Genomic DNA, 19,485 nt, shown 5'->3' with positions numbered 1-19,485 from the left:
CCACGCGACGACGCACGGGCACGAAAGTCCGCGGCACCTCGCCGCGGTGACCGCGTTCCAGCACGACGTGGGCAACGCGGGGGTGTCACGGGCGCTCGCGCCCACCGCGGGTGCCGTCGTGCAGCGGGCGGTGACGGTGGCGGAGGTGAAGACGCTGCCCGAAGACGTCCAGCGCGCGATCGTGCTCGACTTTCCTCGCGTCCTGTCCGAGGTGCTCGGCCGAACGGTCCCGGCCCGGGAGGTCCTCGACGCGGCGAAGGACCTCGCGACGGTCGAGACGGACGCCCGGCACTACCTCCAGCTCGAGGGACAGATCCGCGACGCCGCGGCCGAACTGGACCGGCAGCGTCGAGACCCGGACGCGTACCGCCGAGCCGTGGAGGTCGAGCTGCTCCGAGACCTCGCCGGCGTGAGCTGGCTCCCGCAGTCCGCACGTGGCCGCCTCGTGACCGCCCTCGTCGGCCGGGTCCGTGTCGTCGGCTCGGCCGAGTTCGCACGGCTGCGACTGGCCGAGTGGCTGGCCATCCCCGGGGTCCAGGTCACCGACACCCGGACGCTCCAGATCGTCATGGGGAGCTGGCGCGCCCTCGCGTTCGCGGAACGCTACGGCGCGCCACGACACCTCAACCTGCGCGCCGGCGTGGTCCAGCCACATCACGCCATCCACGAGGCCCTGCACATCCTCTCGGGAGCGGGCTGGGACAAGCACGTGGGCGACGGCGACGCCCGGGGGTGGCCGGGGCTCGTCGAGGGTGCGACGGAACTCGTCACGACGCTGGTGCTCATGGCGCTGAAGAAGGAGAAGTCGGGCGAGTTCTACGCGAAGAACGTCACCGAGATCCGCGAGGTAATGGCGTGGACCGGGATCGACGCCCCGGGGCTCGTCGACTACTACTTTCGGGACGCCTCCGACTTCCGCACCGCGGCACGGATCGACGAGGTCGTGCCCGAGGAGATCCTCGGCCGCACCGGGGGAGTGGGACGGAAGAAGGTCGGCGCGAGCTCCAAGGAGACGACGCAATGACACGCGAACACAAGCCCGACGCCCACCACGAAGCGCGCCCGCGCCTGCCCGGCCGGGCTGTCGGGCCGCCAGACCTCCGAACCACGGACAATGGTCCGGCGAACGGTGCCGCGACTCTCGCCACCGTGGACGTCGGAGCACTCGGCGTCGAGGACGTCGCGGCGCTGCAACGGCACCTCGGCAACGAGGCTCTGCAACGCGTCCTCGACGGCGCCCGGTCACCTGTGCTCGACGTCGTCGGGCGCGGTGGCGGCTCGCCCCTCGCTCCGGACGTGCGCGAAGACATGGAGTCCCGCCTCGGCGCGGACTTCTCGGACGTGCGCGTCCACACCGGCGGCACCGCCGCGTCGTCCGCCGCAACCGTCGGGGCGCACGCCTACACGGTGGGGAGGGACGTGGTGTTCGGCGCTGGGAAGTTCGATACGACGTCGACGGCCGGTCGCACGATGCTCGCCCATGAGCTGACCCATGTCGTGCAGCAGCGCAGCGGCCCGGTCTCCGGCACGCCGACCGGCGACGGCGTGAGCATCTCCGACCCCGGTGACCGGTTCGAACGCGAGGCCGAGGCGACCGCCGCGCGCGTGATGCGTGTACCGGTGCGGATGGCGGACACCGTTCTCTCCGGAGGGCGGATCTCAGGACGCGCGATCCAGAGAACCGTCGCGTTCACCGCGCAGGACGACAGTCATCGGCTGGCGAAGCTCGGAAACGAACCATGGGAAGAGGATGCGCGCGCCTGGCATTCATCGGAGGAAACGTACACCTTCAGAAACTTTGCGGACTTGGAGGAGCGCGCGAAGAGGGTGGCGATCCTCAAAAAGGCGCCGGAGGGGGAGGCTTGGGCGAAGGTAGACCCTGATATGCGGCGCACAATCCAAGGAAATGTGCCGGCCCTCTCTGTGCTGGTAGAAACAGGACTTCTCAGACACGGCAAACTGCTCGCTATGAGCTCCGGCGGGGAAAATCGGGGCACTCTGCCTCCCGAGATGGTCGAAGCAATAAAGTTCACTCCGGCGAAGGACGGTGAGTTCGACTTTTCCTTGTCCCTGGTCCACAAGGTCGAGGCTCCGTCCAACGCGCGCGGATCCGGGCGATTCGAGGGCGCGTACTCGGGGAAGTACGAGGGTCGAGTTGGTCCCGCAGGGATGGTGGCGACGAACAACAAGCACGGGGAAGGCCCTGGAAAGAAGATCCGACTCAACGACCTGTTGTTCGCCGCGTATCGCGCCATGTTCTCTGAGGCTGCCCCGAAAGAGCTGCGACGGGAAGCGGTCGTGTCGAACGACGGAGTTGTCGTGCTGGGGTACGCAAGGTCGTGGTACGGGCGTTCGGCCCGCGCCGAGGTCGGGCCGTTCTCGACGGAGGCCCAGCATCGCGACCTGTTCTACGCCATGCTGGGAAGCGCGAACGGCGCTGCCGCGCTGCACCTGGTCCTCCAGCAGGGAGCGCTCCTGGCAATCAAGGCGATCACCGGAGCGACGATCGACGTGAGTGAATCGCTCTTCGTCTTCCATTTCGCATGACTCGCGGCGAGCAGGGCCCCGATCACCGTCGTCCGTGCCTCAGCCGTCGGGGAGGTCTGTCCGCGGCCGCGCCACGGTGCGCACATCGAGGTTCTCGATCCCGGTGAAGTCGGCGGCGTTGGTCGTGTACACGGGAAGGCCGTGGGCGACGGCGGTCGCCGCGATGAGTGCGTCGAGCGCCTGAGCGGTGCTCTTGCGCCCGGCACGCCGGAGGTCGGCCGCAACCCGTCCGAACGCGCGTGCCGCCTGGGTGTCGAACGGGATCGACTCGAAGTCCGCCTCGGCCTGCTGCAGATGAGCCTGCCGCGCGGCGCGCTCGTGCGGGTCGTCGGTCAGGTGCGGGCCGGCGGAGAGCTCGGCAATCGTGACCGCGCTGACCAGTGGCTCGTCAGGCAGCTCGGTCGCGTCGAGGTGCTTGAGCAGGATCACGACGTTGGTGTCGATCAGCCCTTGGGCCGGTCGAGTGCGCCGCCGTGGATCCGCGGCGGTCACAGCGACATGTCGACGACGGAGTCGACGTCGGTGCGGAGCGCCGCTGGATCCACGTCGGGCAGGTGCTGTCGACGCGCGATGAGCTCGGCGGCACCGAGTCCACGACGCGCTGCCGGTCGGAGCTCGGCGACCGGCTCGCCGTCGCGCGTGACCGTCACGGCGTGCCCACGGGCGACGTCATCCAGAACACGTCCGCCGTGGTTCCTGAGCTCTCGCACGGAAACGGTCTCGGTCATGGGGTAAGCGTATCACCGGTGATACGGGGCCTGATGGTGCGGCTCTCGAACCTGGACGAGAGCGTCGGCCCGATCGGGCAGCACCCTCTGCCCCGGCAGGTAGCCGTCCGGCCCTGAGCACGCGGTCGTCGCCGGGCCACGCTGGTCCTCACCAGCGTGTTCCCTAGGAGGCGACGACGACATGACGACGTATCTCTCGCCCGGCGTGTACGTGGAAGAGGTCGAGGCCGGCTCGCGGCCCATCGAGGGGGTCGGCACGTCGGTCGCGGCGTTCGTCGGTCTCGCGGCGAAGGGGCCGGTGAACGAGCCGACCCTGGTGTCGAACTGGTCCCAGTTCTCGCAGACGTTCGGTGACTTCGTGGCCGGCTCGTACCTCGCGCACGCGGTGTACGGGTACTTCCTCAACGGCGGCGGCAACTGCTACGTGGTGCGGGTCGGCGGGGCGGCCCCGACGTCCGGCCGCGGCAAGAACACCCCGAAGGCGATCGCAGCAGGCCCGCCGGAGGCGGCCCTGGGCGGCTACCGGGTGACGGCGCTCGACGGCGCGTCGTCGGGGAAGCCGAAGAAGATCTCGGTCGAGGTCGCGGACGCCGGCGGGGACTCGCCGTCGGACGACCAGTTCCGCCTCGTCGTCAAGGTCGACGGCAAGGAGGCGGAGTCGTTCGACAACGTGACGACGAAGCGGGGCGCGGACAACGTCGCGACGAAGGTCAAGCAGGAGTCGAAGGTCATCCTCCTGGAGGAGGTGGCCCAGGGCAGCGCGCTCATGCGCCCGGAGAAGGGGACGGTCGAGCTCGTCGTCCCGGAGCCGGAGCCGCTGCCCCCGTCGACGGCCGACCTGAGCGCGGACGACTACATCGGCGACTCGGCGGACCGCACGGGCTTCAGCGGCCTGGAGGCGGTCGACGACGTGACGATCGTCGCCGTCCCGGACCTCGTGGCCGCGCTCGAGCAGGGCGCGATCGACCTGGAGACGTTCCAGGCGGTGCAGCTCGCGATGATCGCGCACTGCGAGCTCATGGGGGACCGCATGGCGATCCTCGACCCGCCGCCGGGGCTGAACGCGCAGCAGGTGAAGGAGTGGCGCACGGACGGCGCGGGCTACGACTCGAGGTACGCGACCCTGTACTGGCCGTACGTGAAGATCTTCGACCCGCTGTCGGGCAGCAACGTGTTCGTGCCGCCGTCGGGTCACGTGGCCGGGCTGTGGGCGCGCAACGACGGCGAGCGCGGCGTGCACAAGGCGCCGGCGAACGAGGTGGTGCGCGGCGCGATCACGCTCGCGACGACGATCACGCGCGCGGAGAACGACCTGCTGAACCCGGTGGGCGTGAACTGCATCCGGACGTTCCCCGGCCGGGGCGTGCGGGTGTGGGGTGCGCGGACGCTCTCGTCCGACCCGGCCTGGCGGTACGTCAACGTGCGGCGGCTGTTCAACTACATCGAGGAGTCGATCCTCCTGGGGACGCAGTGGGTCGTGTTCGAGCCCAACGACCCGGCGCTGTGGGCGCGCATCCGCCGCACGATCGCGAGCTTCCTCGTCAACGAGTGGCGCAAGGGCGCCCTGTTCGGACTCACGGCGGAGGAGGCGTTCTTCGTCAAGTGCGACGAGGAGACGAACCCCGCGGAGGGGATCGACGCGGGGCAGGTCGTGTGCCAGGTCGGGATCGCGCCGGTCAAGCCGGCGGAGTTCGTGATCTTCCAGCTGTCCCAGTTCTCGGGCGGCACGAGCCTCGTCGCCGAGTAGCGGCCGAGCGGCCGCCGACCGGCACCCACGCACACCGGTTCCTCACCTGACAGAAGGAGCGCACCATGCCTCTCCCCGACGCCCTCGACTCCTCGACCGCGAACGCCTTCATCGTGACGATCGACGGGATCCAGGTCCCGAAGGTCATCGAGGTCAGCGGCATCAAGGCCGAGGTCGAGAAGATCGAGCACAAGCAGCAGACGTCCGACGGCAAGTACGTGATCCGGCAGCTCATGGGCCGGCCGAAGGCGGGCGAGTTCACCGTGACGCGCGGCCTCACGGACAGCAAGACCATCTCCGACTGGCTCAAGACGGTCATGCAGGGTGACGTGAAGGGGTCGCGCAAGACGGCGTCGGTCCAGTTCCTCGACTACGCGGGCACGAAGCTGCAGACGTACAACTTCACGAACTGCTGGGTGTCGAGCGTCGAGGTCTCCGCGATGAAGGCGGGCGCGACCGAGCCCGCGACGGAGAAGTTCACCGTCGCGTACGACGAGATGCAGGTCGGCTGATGCAGCGCGGCCCGGCCCTCGACACCCTGGACCGCGACCGCGGGGACCAGGAGGGCCGCGGTGTGCCGGGCCGGGTCGGGCCCGAGCCGCTGCGGACGGAGTTCGACTTCGAGCTGCCCCGCGGGTACGTCGACGCGGACGGCGTGCGGCACACGCGCGGCACGATGCGGCTCGCGACGGCGCGGGACGAGCTCCTGCCGCTGTACGACTCACGCGTCCAGGAGAACGCGGCCTTCACCACCGTCGTCCTGCTGAGCCGGGTCATCACGTCGCTGGGCTCGTTGTCGAGCGTGTCGACCAGCGTGGTGGAGAACATGTTCGCGTCCGACGTCGCGTTCCTCCAGGACTTCTACCGCCGCGTCAACGCGGAGGGGCACGCGCTGGCCGCGGTGACGTGCCCCGAGTGCGAGCACCGGTTCACGATCGACCTCGCCGGTGGCCGCCTGGGGGAATCGTGACGTACGCGACCGACCGGCTGTACGAGGAGATCGCGTACGTGGCCTACCACTTCCACTGGGCGCCCGACGACATCCTCGACCTCGAGCACGGGGCGCGGCAGCGGTACGTGCGGGAGATCGCGAAGATCAACACGCGCCTGTCCGAGGGAGGGTGACGTGCGCTGGCCGTGGCAGCGCCGCCGGGCGTCCGCGGACGAGGCCGGGCCGCCCGCGCCGGGTCCCGGGCGGGGGACGACGACGCCGCCCGTCGGCTGGGCGTTCGTCCCGCCCCTGCAGCGCACGGTCGGGGAGATCGCGCTGACGACGGCGCCCCGCACGTTCCCGGAGCGCCTCGCCGCGTGGACGAGCCCCCGCTTCCTCGGGGCGATGAGCCACGCGGTCGACCCCCGCGCACCCGCGGGCGTGGTCGACGGCGACGGTCACCGCCACGTCCAGCGGGTCACCGTCGCGGCGGCCGACGAGCTGTCGTTGCTGACCCCGGCCGCGCCTGACGTCGCGGGGCTCCCCGTCCCGGCGGGCCCAGCACCCGCGGGCCGCTTCACGAGCGCGTCCACCTCGGCGAGAGCCGTCCCCGTGCGCAGCGCGGTCGTGGTCGCCCGCGCCGTCGCCCCGGCGCCCGGGGCACTGCCCGACGGCGGTGGTGGCGTCGTCCCTGCCGTCGCCCCCGGTGCCCGGCCGGAGAACCTGCCCGACCTCGCACCCCGGGTCTCCCCGGGGAGCACGTCGGGGACCGCGGCGACGAGTGCGACCGGGGTCCTGCTGACCGTCGCGCGCACCGCAGCGGTCACCGGGACGGGCTCAGAACCCGCGCGATCGACGGGGACGGGCGCGGCCTCCGCACTTTCCGTCGGGACCGGCCCGGCCCCCGCACGGTCGGCCGGGATCGACTCGCCCGCCGCGCCGCTCGCCGCTCGGTCCGCCGGCGTACCGGTCCCGGGTGTTCCGTCGGTCCCGGTGCGGCCGGGCTCCGTCTCCCCGTCGGACCCTGTTCCACCGGTCGCGGCGACCCCGCCGAGCGAACCGCTGTCGGAGCGCACGATTCGAGGGGCAGGGCCGGTCCCGGTGCCGTCCGCGGGCGCTGAGGGCGGAACCGTCCTCCCGGTGATCGCGGCGCCGCTGGTCCAGCGCGTCACCGACGATGTCGCGTCGTCCCCGAGCCGCCCAGCGACGGCCCCGGGGACCGTTCTGCCCTCGCCCGTCAGCCCTCCCTCGCCCTCGCCCTCGCACTCGCCCGCGTCTTCGCTCTCGCCCCCGTTCGAGTCGTCGCCCCCGCCCGCGACCCGTCGGCTCGGCCTCGGCGCGCCCCTCGCCGCCGGAGCTCCGGGACGCCCCGTCCCGACGCCGTCGGACGCCCCGACCGGTACGCCGCACGTGGCACGCGCCGAGAGGGGAGTTCTGGCCCCGGGTTCCGGGCACTCCGGGGCCGATCCTCACGTCTCGGCGATCGGGCAGGCCGTTTCGGCGTCCGTGTCGGCTGGGTCGGGGCCGGGTGGTCGGGTGGGTGCGGCAGGGCCGCTCCCGGTGGTCGCGCGGTCGGAGGACGAAGGAGCCGCCGCACGTGTCTCCGGGTCCGCCGTCGAGTCCCGGTCCTCGACCGGGAGCGGTCCTCGTCCCGACCCTGTGGCGGACCGGAGCGCAGCGGGAGGGCCGAACGACTCCGGGGACACGGGGACCCTCGCGGTGCAGCGACACCTGGCTCCTGGACCGTCGGACGACGGCGCGCCGGCCTGGCACGCTCCGAGCGGCTCTCGCGGGGGTGCGGACCCCGGCCGCGCCCTCGGCACGCGGGCGACCGTCACGGGCGCACCGGTCGACCGACCGGCCGGAGGGTCGGCCCCGGCGACGGGACGCGGTCCGCTCCCGGGAGCGGCAGCACCCCGGAGGGCTGGGCCAGGTTCCGGCGTCTCGCGATCCGTCGACCCCGGCATCGCCACCTCCCGAGCCGCCGGACCCGGGCGCCTCGGTCCGCGCGACACTCGACCCGGGCGTCTCGGGGCGCTCGACACCGGACCGGGGGCCGCCGTCGAGAGAACCACCGGACCCCAGGCCGTCGCGCGCGCTGCCCGACCCGAGGCCGTCGTTGCGCGAGCCGTCGGACCGACGTCCAGTCCGGGCAGACTGCCCGGCCCGCCCGCACCGACCCTCGGCGGACCGGACGGTCTCGTCCAGCCCGTTGCTGGCGCACCGACGCTCGGCTCCGCGAGCGGGCTCGACGATCCCGGTGTCGTCGCGCCGGTCCTCGGCGTCGCGAGCCCTCCCGAACACCCCGGTTCGCCGGGAGGGTTCGGCGCGTCCGTCCGCCCGATCGCCGGGCCGCCCGCGACGGCGCTCGCTCCCGCGACGGCGCAGGTGGCGGCGGCGCTCCCGACGGCTCTCCGGTCCGCATCCATGCCTGTGCCTGTGCAGACGATCGCGTCTTCGCCCTCCGTCGGCAGCGTCGTCGCGGTGCGGTCCGCCCCGGACCCGGACATGACCCCGGCCCCGGCGCGCACGACGGCTCCGGTCCGGGCAGTGGCGCCGTCTCTCGCGGTACCACCCGCGACGGTCACGGCTCAGGCCATGGTGTCGTCCCTCGCGGTCCTGGGTCCGGCACCGGCGCCGGGGCGGCCGGCTTCGGTGGCGACCTCCGCCACGGCTCTCGCGGCGGGTCCGGTCGTGGCGCGTGATTCCGTCCGCGGTGCGGCGTGGCGCGCGCCCCAGCGGCTCCGACCGGTACTCGGGGGGCACCGGTCCGGCTCGGCCACGTCGACCACGGCTCTCGCCCCCGGCCAGGCACCGGCGGCGCTCGCGGTCGGGCCGCTGCCGCCCGTCGCAGCACCGGTCGTCGGGTCGTCGGCCGTGCCGCTGCTCGCCCCGCTGGCGACGTCCCCGCGCCCGGCCCAGGGCCCCGGCGCGGCGATCGGCATCCCCGTGGGCGCGGCGTCGGGCACCGGACGAGCGCAGCCCGGCGTGCAGGTGCCCACCCCGGCCGTCCACGCGACCGGAGCGCAGACCGCCGCGCAGAACGGTGCGCAGAACGGTGCGCAGAACGGCGGGCACGACGCGGTGCCGGTCGCGCCGCCGTCGGCCGCGGCGACGGGCTCCGTCACGGCGGCTGCCGCGCGAACTCCGGGCGCGGCAACGGCGACCCGGGGCGCGCTCAGCGAGCCGGAGCTCGACGACCTGGCGCGGCGGCTCACGGGCCCGCTGCTGCGGCGCCTGCGGCACGAGGTGCTGGTCGACCGCGAGCGGACGGGCCTGCGCATCGACCGGAGGTGGGCGCGATGAGCACGATCCACGACGAGACCACGCTCGCCGTCGGGATCCGGTACCGGATCCTGCTCGACGACAAGAACCTCGGGTTCTTCAGCTCCTGCTCGGGCCTCGGCGCCGAGGTGACGGTCGAGACGCGGGAGGAGGGCGGGAACAACGGGTCGGTCTGGCAGCTCCCGACGCGTCTGCGGTTTCCGAACATCACCCTGACGCGGCCGCTCAACCGGGACAGCGCCCGGATCGGGGAGTGGTTCACGACGATGGTGACGTCCGGCTACCGGTTCGGGACGGCCACGATCGACGCGATGACGGCGTCCGGGACGGAGGTCGCGCGCTTCGGCCTCATGGGCGTGGTCCCGGTGCGGTGGTCGGGGCCGACGCTGTCGACGACGGACTCGAACGTCGTGGTGGAGTCCGTCGAGATCGCGCACCACGGGTTCGTCCCGCCGAAGGCCGCGGGGTGATCCGGCCATGACCGCACCGGTGGGTCTCGACGCCGCGGCCGGGGGGCCGGGCTCCGGCTCGAAGCTCGAGCACGCGTACCTGCTGCTGTTCGAGCCGTCGAAGGACGGCTCGCTCGCGAAGCCGGGTCCGGAGCTGGGGCGGATCGCGTTCCAGTTCAACCCCACGGAGCTGTCGATGCAGAAGGCGGCCTCGTGGACGCGGCCGACGAACCCGGGCAACCGGCGGTCGAGCCCGCCGCAGTTCCAGGGCCCCGAGCCGTCGCGGCTCAGCCTCGAGATGTTCCTCGACGCGTCGCAGGAGCACGACGACGCCGTCGTCAAGGCCGCGGACAAGCTCTTCGCGAGCTGCGTCCCCACGTCGGCGTCGCACGACCAGCACAAGGACTCGCCCCCGTGGGTGCTGTTCCGGTGGGGGAGCCTCACGGGGTTCCTCGCCTACGTGAGCAGCGTCGACGTCCGGTACACGCTCTTCACGTCGGGCGGGCTGCCGATCCGGGCCGTGTGCACGGTGACGCTGGAGGAGATCGCGGGCGAGGCGCCGCGGCAGAACCCGACGTCCGGCGGGCTGGTCCCGCACCGCGAGCACGTCGTCGTGCACGGCGAGACGCTCGCGGGCATCGCATACGGGGAGTACGGAGACCCGGCGCTGTGGCGCGCGGTCGCGCGGGCCAACCGCATCGACGACCCGTTCCGCCTGCGGCCGGGCGACCGGGTGCTGCTGCCGTCGGTGGAGGACCTGCGCGACCCCGCGGTCGGGCGGCGGGCGCAGGAGGTGCGCCGTGCCGGGTGAGGAGCACAGCGCGCGTCTCGTCGTCCGGGTCGACGGGCGCGAGCTCGCCGCGGACGTCGCACCGCTGCTCACGGCGGCCGTCGTCGACGCGCGCCGCGACGCCCCGTCCGTGTTCGTGCTCGACCTGTCGGACGAGCACGGGACCGTCCTCGACAAGGCGGGCATCCGGGTCGGGTCGACGGTCGACCTGTCCGTGCAGCTCGCCGGGTCGGGCGGCCCGACGGCGCTCCTCACCGGCGAGGTCACGTCGCTGGAGGCGGACCTCGGCCCTGGCGGGCGGCGGACGACGGTCCGGGGGTACGACCGGGCGCACCGTCTCGTGGGCCGACGCCGCACCGCGACGTTCGTCAACGTCTCGCCGTCCGACGTGGTCCGCAAGGTCGCGCGCGACGCGGGCGTCACGGTCGGGACGGTCGACGCGGTGGGGGAGGTGCTCGACCACGTGTGGCAGCCGAACATCTCCGACTGGGACCTGCTGGTGCGGCTCGCCGACCGCTACGGGGCCACGGTCGGGGTGCGGCAGGGGCGCCTCGACTTCCGGCTCCCGCCCGAGTCGAGCGGCGCGCCCGGGGCGGGCGCGAGCGCACGGCGCGACCCGTTCGTCGTCGAGCAGGGCGTGAACCTCCTCGCGCTGCGGGCCACGGTCTCCGCCGCCTCCCAGGTGCCGAGGGTCGAGGTCCGGGGATGGGACCGGCAGGAGAAGCAGGCCGTGGTCGGCCGGGCGGGCGCCGCCGCCCGCGGGGCGCAGGTACCGGGCGTCGCCCCCGGCGACCTCGCCGCGAAGGTCGCGGCGCCCGCGCTCGTCGTGTCGAGCACGCGGTACGCGACCGCGGCGCAGGCGAGCGCGGGGGCGAAGGGGGTCGCGGACCGGCTCGGCAGCGGCTTCGCGGAAATCGAGGCGACCGTGCTCGGGAACCCGCGGATCGACGTCGGGCGGCCGATCGCGCTCGTCGGGTGCGGCGAGCCGTTCGACGGGCGCTACGTCGTCAGCGCGGTACGGCACGAGATCGGGGCCGACCTGGGATACCGCACCTACCTGACCGTCTCGGACGCGTCCGACCGCTCCACCCACGGCGTGCTCGCGGGCGGCGCCGGCCCGGGGGACCCGTGGCCGGGCCTGCTGCCGGGCGTGGTGACGGGTGTGAAGGACCCCGACGGGCTGGGGCGGGTCACGGTGAAGCTCCCCGTGCTCGACGACGGCCTCGAGACGTGGTGGGCGCGCGTCGTGCAGCCCGGGGCGGGCAAGGACCGCGGCCTGTTCGTGCTCCCCGAGGTCGGGGACGAGGTGCTGGTCGCGTTCGCCGAGGGCGACCTCGACCAGCCGTACGTGCTCGGCGGGCTGTTCAACCGCAAGGACCGCCCGCCCGCGCCCGCCGGGGTCGCGGCGTACGTGGGCGACGGCGACGGCGCCGTGACGCGGCGCGCGCTCGTCTCTCGCACGGGGATGCACGTGCAGTTCGTCGAGACCCCCGACGACGTGCGGCTCGTCGTGTCCGACAAGGACGGCAAGCAACAGGTCGTGCTCGTGCAGAAGCCGCAGGCCGCGGTCGAGATCCGGTCGTCCGGCCCGGTGACGGTCGCGGCGGACGACACGGTCGAGATCACCGCCGCGAAGGACGTGACCTGCACGTCGACGTCGGGGAACGTCACGGTCAAGGGCACCCGGGTGACGCTCGAGGGCACGAGCGCGATCGAGCTCAAGGCACCGAAGGTCGCGATCAGCGCCGACGCCCAGCTCGCGCTGAAGGGCGCCACCGCGACCCTCGACGGCAGCGCGACGGCGGAGGTGACGTCCGCGGGCGTCACGACGGTCAAGGGGTCGCTCGTGAAGATCAACTGACGCCCGCAGGGCGGGACGGACAGGGCAGCAGACCGGGAGGAGGAGCCGTGGGCGAGGAGTTCGTCGGCGCAGGGATCGGGTTCCCGCTGCGCACCGACCGCACGGGGCGGGTCGCGCTCGTGCGCCGCACCCAGGAGATCGAGGAGAGCATCCGGCTGATCCTCGCGACGGCGCCCGGCGAGCGCCCGATGCGCCCGGAGTTCGGGTGCACCGTCCACGACTACGTGTTCGCCCCGGCGGACGCCGGGACGGCGGGCGACATCGCGTACGCGGTGCGGGTCGCGCTCGACCGCTGGGAGCCGCGCGTCGAGCTGCACGACGTGCTGGTCCACTTCGACCAGGCCGACCAGGGCGTGCTCCACATCGACCTGCGGTACGTGCTGCGCGGCACGAACGACCCGCGCAACCTCGTGTTCCCGTTCTACGTCATCCCGCGCGACCACCCGCTCGACGTCGCGCCCGGGACGACGGCCGGAGGTGCCTGACGTGCTGCCCTCACCCGACCTCGACGACCGCCGCTTCCAGGACCTCGTCGACGACGCGAAGCGGATGGTGCAGGCCCGCTGCCCCGAGTGGACCGACCACAACGTGTCGGACCCGGGCGTGACGCTCATCGAGACGTTCGCGTTCATGACCGACCAGCTCCTGTACCGGCTCAACCGGGTGCCGGACAGGCTGTACCTCGCGTTCCTCGACCTCATCGGCGTCACCCTCCACCCCGCGACGGCCGCGACCGTGGACGTCGTCTTCCGGCTCTCCGCGCCGCGCCCGGAGCCGGTCGTGGTCCCGGCCGGGACGGAGGTGTCGACGGTCCGCACCGACCAGGACGAGGCGGTGGTGTTCCGCACGACCGCGACGCTCACGATCCCGCCCCGCGAGCGCACCTACCTCGGCACCCGGGGCGCGAAGGGCGAGGTGCGGCGCCGGACCGACGCCGTGACGTCAGGTGAGCGGTTCCCCGCGTTCGCCGAGACCCCGGCCGTCGGGGACGTGCTCCTCGTCGGGCTCGACGACGCCGCGCCGGGGTGCGTCGTGGCGCTGCGGTTCGACTGCGACGTCCAGGGGGTGGGCGTCGACCCGCGGCGGCCACCGCTCGTGTGGGAGGCGTGGGGCGGCTCCCGCTGGGAGCGGTGCGACGTCGACGCGGACGGGACGGGCGGGCTGAACCGGGCGGGCGACGTCGTGCTGCACGTCCCCGCGACGCACGCGACGTCGGTCGAGGACGGGCTGCGGGCCGGGTGGCTGCGCTGCCGCGTCGTCGAGCCCGGCGAGGGCGCGCGGGCGTACAGCGCCCCGCCCGTCGTCAAGGACGTCGTCGCGTTCACGGTCGGCGGGACCGTCGGGGCCGTGCACGCCGAGACGGTGACCGACGAGGTGCTGGGCACGTCGGAGGGCGTCCCCGGCCAGGCGTTCCCGCTCGCCCACCGGCCCGTCGTCGTCGGCGCGGACCCCCTGACGCTGGAGGTCGCGACGGCCGAGGGGTGGCAGACGTGGACCGAGACCGGGTCCTTCGCCGAGGCGGGGCCGCAGGACGCGGTGTTCGTCGTGGACCGCACGGCGGGCGAGGTCCGCCTGCCGCCCGCGGTCCGGGACGCGGACGGGACGCTCGTCCTGCACGGCGCCGTGCCCCCCGCGGGCGCTCTCCTGCGCGTCCCGCGGTACCAGGTGGGCGGCGGCCCCGCGGGGAACGTCGCGGCGGGCGCGATCCGCGTGCTGCGCGGGACCATCGGGTTCGTCGACCGGGTGGAGAACCGCCGGGCCGGGCGCGGGGGCGTCGACGCCGAGACGGTCGACGAGGCGCGCGTCCGCGGCCCGCTGGCCCTGCGCACGCGGGACCGCGCCGTCACGGCCGAGGACTACGAGCACCTGACGCGCGTGGCGGCGCCCGGCCTCGCGCGGGTCCGGTGCGTCGCCGCCCCGGGTGTCGCGGAGGGCGTGCGGGTGCTCGTCGTCCCGGCGGCGCCTGCGGACGACGACGGGCGGCGCCGGTTCGAGGACCTCGTGCCCGACCCGGACCTGCTGGCCCGCGTGGTCGAGCACCTGGAACCCCGCCGGACGCTCGGGGCCCGGGTGGTCGTCGAGCCGCCCCGGTACCAGGGCGTCACCGTCGTGGCCCGCGTGTCGGCACGGTCGCGGGCACGCCGGGCGACCGTCGAGGCCGCGGCGCTGCGCGCCCTGTACACGTACGTCGACCCGCTGGGCGGCGGGCGCGACGGGCGGGGCTGGCCGTTCGGGCGCGCGATCCACGCGGGCGAGGTGTTCGCGGCCCTGCAGCGCGTCGACGGCGTCGAGACGGTCGAGGACGTCAAGCTCTTCGCCGCCGACCCGATCACCGGGGACCGGGGCGACCCGGTGCAGCGCGTCGAGGTCGAGCCCGAGGCGCTCGCGTTCTCCTACCAGCACCAGGTGCGCGTCGTGGAGGGGTCGTGACCGGGCGCGGGGCGGTCCCCGGCCTCACGAGCCCGGTGCCGCTCGCCTCGCTCCTGCCGGGCGTGCTCCAGGACGACGAGCTGCTCGGCCGGTTCGTCGCGGCGTTCGACGACGCGCTCGCGCCCGTCTTCCTCACCCTCGACGGTCTGGACGGCTACGTGGACCCGTGGCTCGCCCCGCGCGACCACCTGGACGGGGTCGCCCGGTGGGTGGGCGTCGACCTCGACCCGGAGTGGCCGACGGCGCGGTGCCGCCCGGTCGTCGCGCACGCGGCCCGGACCCACCGGCTGCGCGGCACGGCCCTGGGCGTCGCCGAGGCAGTCCGGGCCGTGACCGGGGGCGAGGTCGAGGTCGCCGACACCGGCGGGGTCACGGCGTCGACCGTGGCCGGTGCGGAGCTCCCCGGGGAGCCCGGGCCCGCGTTCCACGTCCGGGTGCTCGTCCCGTCCGGGACGGCCGTCGACGAACGTCGCGTGCGCGACGTCGTCGCGCACGCGTGCCCGGCCCATGTCCCGTTCACGCTCGAGGTGGTGGAGGACCGATGACGACGACGTGCCCGGCCTGCGGGCAGGCGAACGAGCAGGGAGAGGCGTTCTGCGGGGCGTGCGGCACCTACCTCGTCTGGGACGAGGACCCGGCGCAGGCGACCGCGTCCGCGACCTCCACGAGATCCGGGCCACCCACCACGGCGGCGGCGGCCGTCCCAGCCGCTCCGGCCCCGGGGGCGGCGGCGGCCGCGGCGCCTGCGGTCGCGGGTGCGACCGCCCCGGCATCGTCGGAGCCCGCGCCGGTCGGCGCGACCCCGCCGGACGCCCCGCGACAGACCGAGCCGGGTCCGGCCTCGTCGGACCCGGGCGCACCGGGCGCTGCGAGGACCCGCACCGCCGTGCCGCCGGGCGCCCCGCTCGCGCGGCCGGCGCCCCGCACGGCCGAGCCCGCGGAGCCGCCCCCGGAGGCCGGCGACCTCGTGTGCGGGTCGTGCGGCGCGGGCAACGTGCCGACCCGGCACTTCTGCCGTCGCTGCGGCGCCGCCCTCGCCGACGCCCGCGTCCAGGGCCGCAGGTCGTGGTGGCAGCGGCTCCGGCACCCCGACCCGCGGCCGAGCCCGGTCGCCGGGACCCGCCCCCGGGGCCGTCGCCGGTTCCCGACCAAGACGGTCGTCACCGTCCTCGTCCTCGGCGGGCTCGGGTTCGCCGCCTACCAGCTGCGCGACACGGTCGGGGGCGGCGTCGTCACCGTGCAGGACAGGCTGCAGGGCGGCGAGGTCCACAACCCCGTCACGGTGACCGCGTCGAGCGAGGCGCCCGACCGACCCGCCACGCGGCTCGTCGACGGCACCAACGACCAGGCGTGGTCGCCCGCGGCGCCGGGCGACGGCGTCGGGCAGACCGTGGACTTCGCGTTCGACCAGCCCTTCCGCCTCGTCCACGTCGTCGTGACGGGCGGGACGTCGACGGTGCAGGAGGAGTACCTGCTGGGGTCGAGCCCCCGTGCGCTCGACGTCACCGTGACGCGCGCCGACGGCACGACCGCGCAGCACCGCGTCACGCTCGACGACGTGCCGGGACCGCAGCGGGTCGAGGTGCCCGAGGACGACGTCGCCGCGGTGCGGTTCACGATCGTGTCGACCTACCGGGCGACGCCCGAGACGTCGGTGGCCGTCGCGGAGGTGGAGTTCCGGGGTCGGTAGGACCCGTCGAGTCGGCCACGCCCAGCTCGCGCAGGACGGCGGCGTACTCGCGCGCCGCCCGCGCCGCGGCCGCGTGGTCGCCGAGGTCCGTGAGCGACGAGACGAGCACGCGCCACGGCGCGTCCGCCCACGGGTCGAGCTCGACGCTGCGGCGTGCGGCGTGCGCGGCACGGCCCGGGTCGCCGACCCGCGCGGCCGCGACCGCCAGCCCCCCGGCCGCCGCGGCCGCCTGCACGACGTACCGCTCGCGCAGCGGCAGGATCCACTCCGCCGTCCCCTCCTCGGGGAGCAGCTCGCCGCCGTAGGCGTCGAGCGCGAGCTGCCACGCGTCGACGGCGCCGGTCGGGTCCTCGCGCTCGAGCCGGCGTGCGCGCGAGACGCGCTGGTCGAACCTGCTCACGTCGCAGTCCGACCCGGGTGGCAGCCGCAGCAGGTAGCTCTCCCCGTCCCGGCGCAGCAGGCCCTCGGAGCGCGGCGCGCCGTCGGGCACGAGCGCGCGGCGCACGGCGGAGACGTTGACGTGCAGACCGTGCAGCGCGCCCCCCGGGTCGCGCTCGCCCCACAGCGCGGCGGCGAGCTGCTCGCGGTGCACCGCCCGTCCCGCGTGGACGGCCAGGAAGCGCAGCGTGCGGCGGGCCATCGGGCGCAGCCGGCCCTGGTCCACGACCCGCCCCTCGACGGCGACCTCGAACCGCCCGAAGCAGCGGACCGTGAGCACGGACGAACCCTCGCGCAGGTGGACGAGCGTCGGCCGTGTCTCCTCGACCGAGTGCTGCCCGACGGTGTCCTCGTGCTCGCCACCGGGCGAGTGCGCGGGCTCGGCCGGGCGCGGACCGTCGCCGACGCGCGGTGCCTCCGGTGCCTCCGGTGCCCACCGTCCCGCCCCCGGGTCCGTCGCCATCCCTGCCTCCCGGGCGGTCGACGAGGCGAGCCGCAGGAGCTCTCCTCGCGCGTGCGGCGTGCACCCGGCGAGGGCGACGTACGCCACCGCGAGCGCTCCCGGCACCGCCGCCGTGCGCGCGAGAGACTCCGCCTGCGCGGCGAGCGTGCCGGCGTCGGGCAGCCCCGCCTCCACGGCCGCGACCGCGAGCCAGGCCCGCGCCCAGGCCTCGAGCGTGCCCGCGCCGCGCGAGCGGCACCGCAGCGCGAGCGTTTCCCAGTCGGCGGGGGTCGCGTGCCCCGAGCGTGCCCGGGCGACGACGCGCGCCCCCGTGACGAGCAGGGCGCTCCAGAGGTCCTGGTCGCGCTCGCACGCGGCCACGACACGGTCCACCTCCGCCGGAGCTGCGTCGCCGTCGAACGCCGCGACCACGCCGTGCATGATCCGTGCGAGCCAGATGCTCCCGCGGCGCTCGGCCTCCGCGTGGAGGCGGTCGAGATGCGGGGCCAGGCCGTCGGGCGGTCGCTCGCCCGCGAGGGTCGCCGCCAGGAGCTGAGCCAGGAGCATCATCGTCGCGTCCGCGTCGACGTCGCCCGCGGCCTCCCGCAGCAGCTCGCGACCCGCGCGCTGGTCGCCGCCCAGGAGGCGCGCGACCCCCTCAGCGAGCGCGCCGCCCTGACGCAGGGTCCGCGCGTGGGGGACCGCCGACGCGGGCTGGCCCAGCGCGGCGGAGACGACCACCTGGGACCAGGTGAGCGGCCCGCCGACGTCGACGGGCACCGGTGGCTCGGCCGGGTCGTCGCCGTGCAGGCCGACGATCGCGTGGCGGACGACGGCGAGGTCGACCGGGTCCACGTCCGTGCGGCCGGTGGCCCCGTCGAGGACGCGGATCGCTGTCGCGACCCGGCCGTCGGCGACGAGCTCGCGCACGTGGGCGAGGAGCACCCCGCCGTCGGCGTCGACGAGGTCGGGACCGAACGTCGGACCGAAGTCGCGCTCGCCCCCGTCGAGCGCGCCCACGGTCATGAAGGGCAGCAGGCGGCGCACGCCCTCGACGTCGTGGGCGCGTGCGCGTGCGCGCAGCGCCTCGGTCCGCGCACCCTCGCGCTCGAGGACGTCGGCCGCGTGCGCGTGCACCGCGCGGGCCTGCTCGACGGACATCTCGTCCGCGAGCGCGGTGAGCAGGTGGCGGCGCAGCACGCGGTGGAGGCGGTACCCGTCGCCCACGGGTCGCAGGAGCGACGTGGCCCGCGCGGCGTCGCGCAGGAGCTCCGCGGAGTCGTCCGTCCCGCACAGCGCGTCGCACCGCGCCGGTGTGAGCAGCTCCAGGGGCGAGGTGGTGTGGAGGAACCGCTGGATCTCGACGGGCAGCGTCGCGAGCACCTGGGTCGTCAGGTACTCCCACGCGAACCGCTGGCGGTGCGCCAGCCGGCGGATCGCCCGTCGGCACTCGCCCGGCAGGTCGTCCGCGACGGCGAGGTGGAACAGGTGCAGGGCGGCCGCCCACCCGTCCGTGTGCCACGTGAGCGCGGCGACGTCCTCGTGCTCCAGCGCGATGCCGTACTCCTCCCGGTACAGGCGCTCCACCTCCCACGACCGGAACCGGAGCGCGGGGTCGGTCAGCACGACGGGGGGCGCGAGCTCGTACCGGGCGAGGTTGCGGGGCAGGGGCCGACGGGCCGCGACGAGCACCGAGACCTGCGGCGGAGCGTCGGCGAGCAGGCTGGCGAGCGCGGCCTCGTCGGGAGTCCCGATGGCGTGGTGGGCGTCGTCCACGACGAGGAGGAGCGGCTCGCGGGCGAGCCGCGCGACCTGCGCCGGGTCGGTCACGTGACCGAGGCCGGCGACCTCCCGCACGGGCCGCGGGGGCGGCGTCGTCGTCGCCCGCAGGACCCCGCGGCCGTCGGGCCCGTAGCGCACCCAGGCGACGTCACGACCGCTGAGCGCCGCCGCCTGCGCGAGCAGCGTCGACTTGCCCGAGCCCTGGGCGCCGACGACGAGGGCGACGCGTGCGCCGTCGAGCTGCCGCAGGAGCCGTGGACGGGCGAGCCCCGGCACGTCCGGGGCGGGGTGTCGGGGCGGGAGCGCGGCGCCTTCGGGCGTGGCAGTCATCCGTGTCGACGCCCCCGTCCCTCGAGTCCGGACCT

General features: G+C 74.9%; 18 protein-coding genes. 14 read left to right on the top strand and 4 right to left on the bottom strand.

Annotated elements, in window-relative coordinates:
• Nucleotides 1–46 precede the first annotated feature (46 nt).
• Both FIC82_RS00360 and FIC82_RS00355 read left to right on the top strand, forming a co-directional pair.
• Nucleotides 47–1,024, top strand: coding sequence for a hypothetical protein (locus tag FIC82_RS00360; RefSeq protein WP_154797126.1), 978 nt, complete (start codon nt 47–49; stop codon nt 1,022–1,024).
• A 125-nt stretch (nt 1,025–1,149) separates the two neighbouring features.
• A complete protein-coding gene (locus FIC82_RS00355; RefSeq protein WP_253691304.1) occupies nt 1,150–2,547 on the top strand; it encodes an eCIS core domain-containing protein in 1,398 nt (465 codons plus the stop codon).
• 39 nt (nt 2,548–2,586) lie between these two features.
• Here FIC82_RS00355 and FIC82_RS00350 read toward each other — a convergent pair whose 3' ends face one another.
• A complete protein-coding gene (locus FIC82_RS00350; protein ID WP_216609949.1) occupies nt 2,587–3,039 on the bottom strand; it encodes a type II toxin-antitoxin system VapC family toxin in 453 nt (150 codons plus the stop codon).
• The gene (locus FIC82_RS00345; protein ID WP_154797124.1) at nt 3,036–3,275 is read right to left on the bottom strand and encodes a type II toxin-antitoxin system Phd/YefM family antitoxin; all 240 of its coding nucleotides are present in this window, start codon (nt 3,273–3,275) and stop codon (nt 3,036–3,038) included. Before FIC82_RS00345 ends, FIC82_RS00350 begins: the two co-directional genes overlap by 4 nt.
• A gap of 181 nt (nt 3,276–3,456) precedes the next feature.
• Here FIC82_RS00345 and FIC82_RS00340 point away from each other — a divergent pair, with 181 nt between their 5' ends.
• The 4 genes from FIC82_RS00340 (at nt 3,457) to FIC82_RS00325 (ending at nt 6,147) form a co-directional block, all read left to right on the top strand.
• Nucleotides 3,457–5,022, top strand: a complete 1,566-nt coding sequence (locus FIC82_RS00340; RefSeq protein WP_154797123.1) for a phage tail sheath family protein — start codon at nt 3,457–3,459, stop codon at nt 5,020–5,022.
• Nucleotides 5,023–5,087: 65 nt separating this feature from the next.
• Nucleotides 5,088–5,534 (top strand): phage tail protein, encoded by a 447-nt coding sequence (locus tag FIC82_RS00335; RefSeq protein ID WP_154797122.1) that lies wholly within the window; start codon nt 5,088–5,090, stop codon nt 5,532–5,534.
• Nucleotides 5,534–5,992 carry a hypothetical protein gene (locus FIC82_RS00330; protein WP_253691302.1) on the top strand — a complete coding sequence of 153 codons (459 nt, stop codon included), beginning with the start codon at nt 5,534–5,536 and terminating at the stop codon, nt 5,990–5,992. Before FIC82_RS00335 ends, FIC82_RS00330 begins: the two co-directional genes overlap by 1 nt.
• Entirely contained in the window at nt 5,989–6,147 is a 159-nt protein-coding gene (locus tag FIC82_RS00325) for a DUF6760 family protein (protein ID WP_154797121.1), read from the top strand. Before FIC82_RS00330 ends, FIC82_RS00325 begins: the two co-directional genes overlap by 4 nt.
• Nucleotides 6,148–6,411: 264 nt before the next feature.
• Here the strand turns inward: FIC82_RS00325 and FIC82_RS00320 are convergent, their stop codons facing one another.
• Nucleotides 6,412–7,029 (bottom strand): hypothetical protein, encoded by a 618-nt coding sequence (locus tag FIC82_RS00320; protein WP_171445683.1) that lies wholly within the window; start codon nt 7,027–7,029, stop codon nt 6,412–6,414.
• 1,618 nt (nt 7,030–8,647) lie between these two features.
• On the opposite strand from FIC82_RS00320, the gene FIC82_RS00315 reads away from it, so the two are divergent.
• Genes FIC82_RS00315 through FIC82_RS00280 form a run of 8 tightly spaced genes read left to right on the top strand, consistent with a single transcriptional unit; the run spans nt 8,648 to nt 16,458 of the window.
• Nucleotides 8,648–9,259, top strand: coding sequence for a hypothetical protein (locus FIC82_RS00315; protein ID WP_154797119.1), 612 nt, complete (start codon nt 8,648–8,650; stop codon nt 9,257–9,259).
• Complete coding sequence (locus FIC82_RS00310) at nt 9,256–9,708, top strand: phage tail protein (RefSeq protein ID WP_154797118.1); 453 nt, start codon at nt 9,256–9,258, stop codon at nt 9,706–9,708. The genes FIC82_RS00315 and FIC82_RS00310 overlap by 4 nt, the downstream gene beginning before the upstream one ends.
• A 7-nt stretch (nt 9,709–9,715) precedes the next feature.
• Entirely contained in the window at nt 9,716–10,498 is a 783-nt protein-coding gene (locus FIC82_RS00305) for a CIS tube protein (protein WP_154797117.1), read from the top strand.
• Nucleotides 10,488–12,338 carry a VgrG-related protein gene (locus tag FIC82_RS00300; RefSeq protein ID WP_168731347.1) on the top strand — a complete coding sequence of 617 codons (1,851 nt, stop codon included), beginning with the start codon at nt 10,488–10,490 and terminating at the stop codon, nt 12,336–12,338. Before FIC82_RS00305 ends, FIC82_RS00300 begins: the two co-directional genes overlap by 11 nt.
• A 47-nt stretch (nt 12,339–12,385) precedes the next feature.
• A complete protein-coding gene (locus FIC82_RS00295; RefSeq protein ID WP_168731346.1) occupies nt 12,386–12,823 on the top strand; it encodes a GPW/gp25 family protein in 438 nt (145 codons plus the stop codon).
• 1 nt (nt 12,824) lies between these two features.
• Entirely contained in the window at nt 12,825–14,768 is a 1,944-nt protein-coding gene (locus tag FIC82_RS00290; protein ID WP_168731345.1) for a putative baseplate assembly protein, read from the top strand.
• Entirely contained in the window at nt 14,765–15,313 is a 549-nt protein-coding gene (locus FIC82_RS00285) for a phage tail protein (protein WP_168731344.1), read from the top strand. The genes FIC82_RS00290 and FIC82_RS00285 overlap by 4 nt, the downstream gene beginning before the upstream one ends.
• Nucleotides 15,310–16,458, top strand: coding sequence for a zinc ribbon domain-containing protein (locus tag FIC82_RS00280; RefSeq protein WP_154797116.1), 1,149 nt, complete (start codon nt 15,310–15,312; stop codon nt 16,456–16,458). The genes FIC82_RS00285 and FIC82_RS00280 overlap by 4 nt, the downstream gene beginning before the upstream one ends.
• On the opposite strand, the gene FIC82_RS00275 is transcribed toward FIC82_RS00280, so the two are convergent.
• On the bottom strand, nt 16,382–19,450 hold the full coding sequence (locus FIC82_RS00275) for a winged helix-turn-helix domain-containing protein (protein WP_154797115.1): 3,069 nt from the start codon (nt 19,448–19,450) through the stop codon (nt 16,382–16,384). The genes FIC82_RS00280 and FIC82_RS00275 overlap by 77 nt on opposite strands.
• Between the last annotated feature and the right edge of the window lie 35 nt (nt 19,451–19,485).

It is taken from the genome of Cellulosimicrobium protaetiae, from assembly GCF_009708005.2.
Taxonomy (GTDB): domain Bacteria; phylum Actinomycetota; class Actinomycetes; order Actinomycetales; family Cellulomonadaceae; genus Cellulosimicrobium; species Cellulosimicrobium protaetiae.
Note: the sequence above shows the minus strand (reverse complement) of the source record. Positions and strands in the feature narration are given on the sequence as shown.

What these genes read in the sequence shown, in the direction of transcription:
- FIC82_RS00345 (WP_154797124.1), bottom strand. Translation starts at nt 3,275, where the DNA reads ATGACCGAGACCGTTTCCGTGCGAGAGCTCAGGAACCACGGCGGACGT.
- FIC82_RS00340 (WP_154797123.1), top strand. Translation starts at nt 3,457, where the DNA reads ATGACGACGTATCTCTCGCCCGGCGTGTACGTGGAAGAGGTCGAGGCC.
- FIC82_RS00335 (WP_154797122.1), top strand. Translation starts at nt 5,088, where the DNA reads ATGCCTCTCCCCGACGCCCTCGACTCCTCGACCGCGAACGCCTTCATC.
- FIC82_RS00330 (WP_253691302.1), top strand. Translation starts at nt 5,534, where the DNA reads ATGCAGCGCGGCCCGGCCCTCGACACCCTGGACCGCGACCGCGGGGAC.
- FIC82_RS00310 (WP_154797118.1), top strand. Translation starts at nt 9,256, where the DNA reads ATGAGCACGATCCACGACGAGACCACGCTCGCCGTCGGGATCCGGTAC.
- FIC82_RS00305 (WP_154797117.1), top strand. Translation starts at nt 9,716, where the DNA reads ATGACCGCACCGGTGGGTCTCGACGCCGCGGCCGGGGGGCCGGGCTCC.
- FIC82_RS00280 (WP_154797116.1), top strand. Translation starts at nt 15,310, where the DNA reads ATGACGACGACGTGCCCGGCCTGCGGGCAGGCGAACGAGCAGGGAGAG.
- FIC82_RS00275 (WP_154797115.1), bottom strand. Translation starts at nt 19,450, where the DNA reads ATGACTGCCACGCCCGAAGGCGCCGCGCTCCCGCCCCGACACCCCGCC.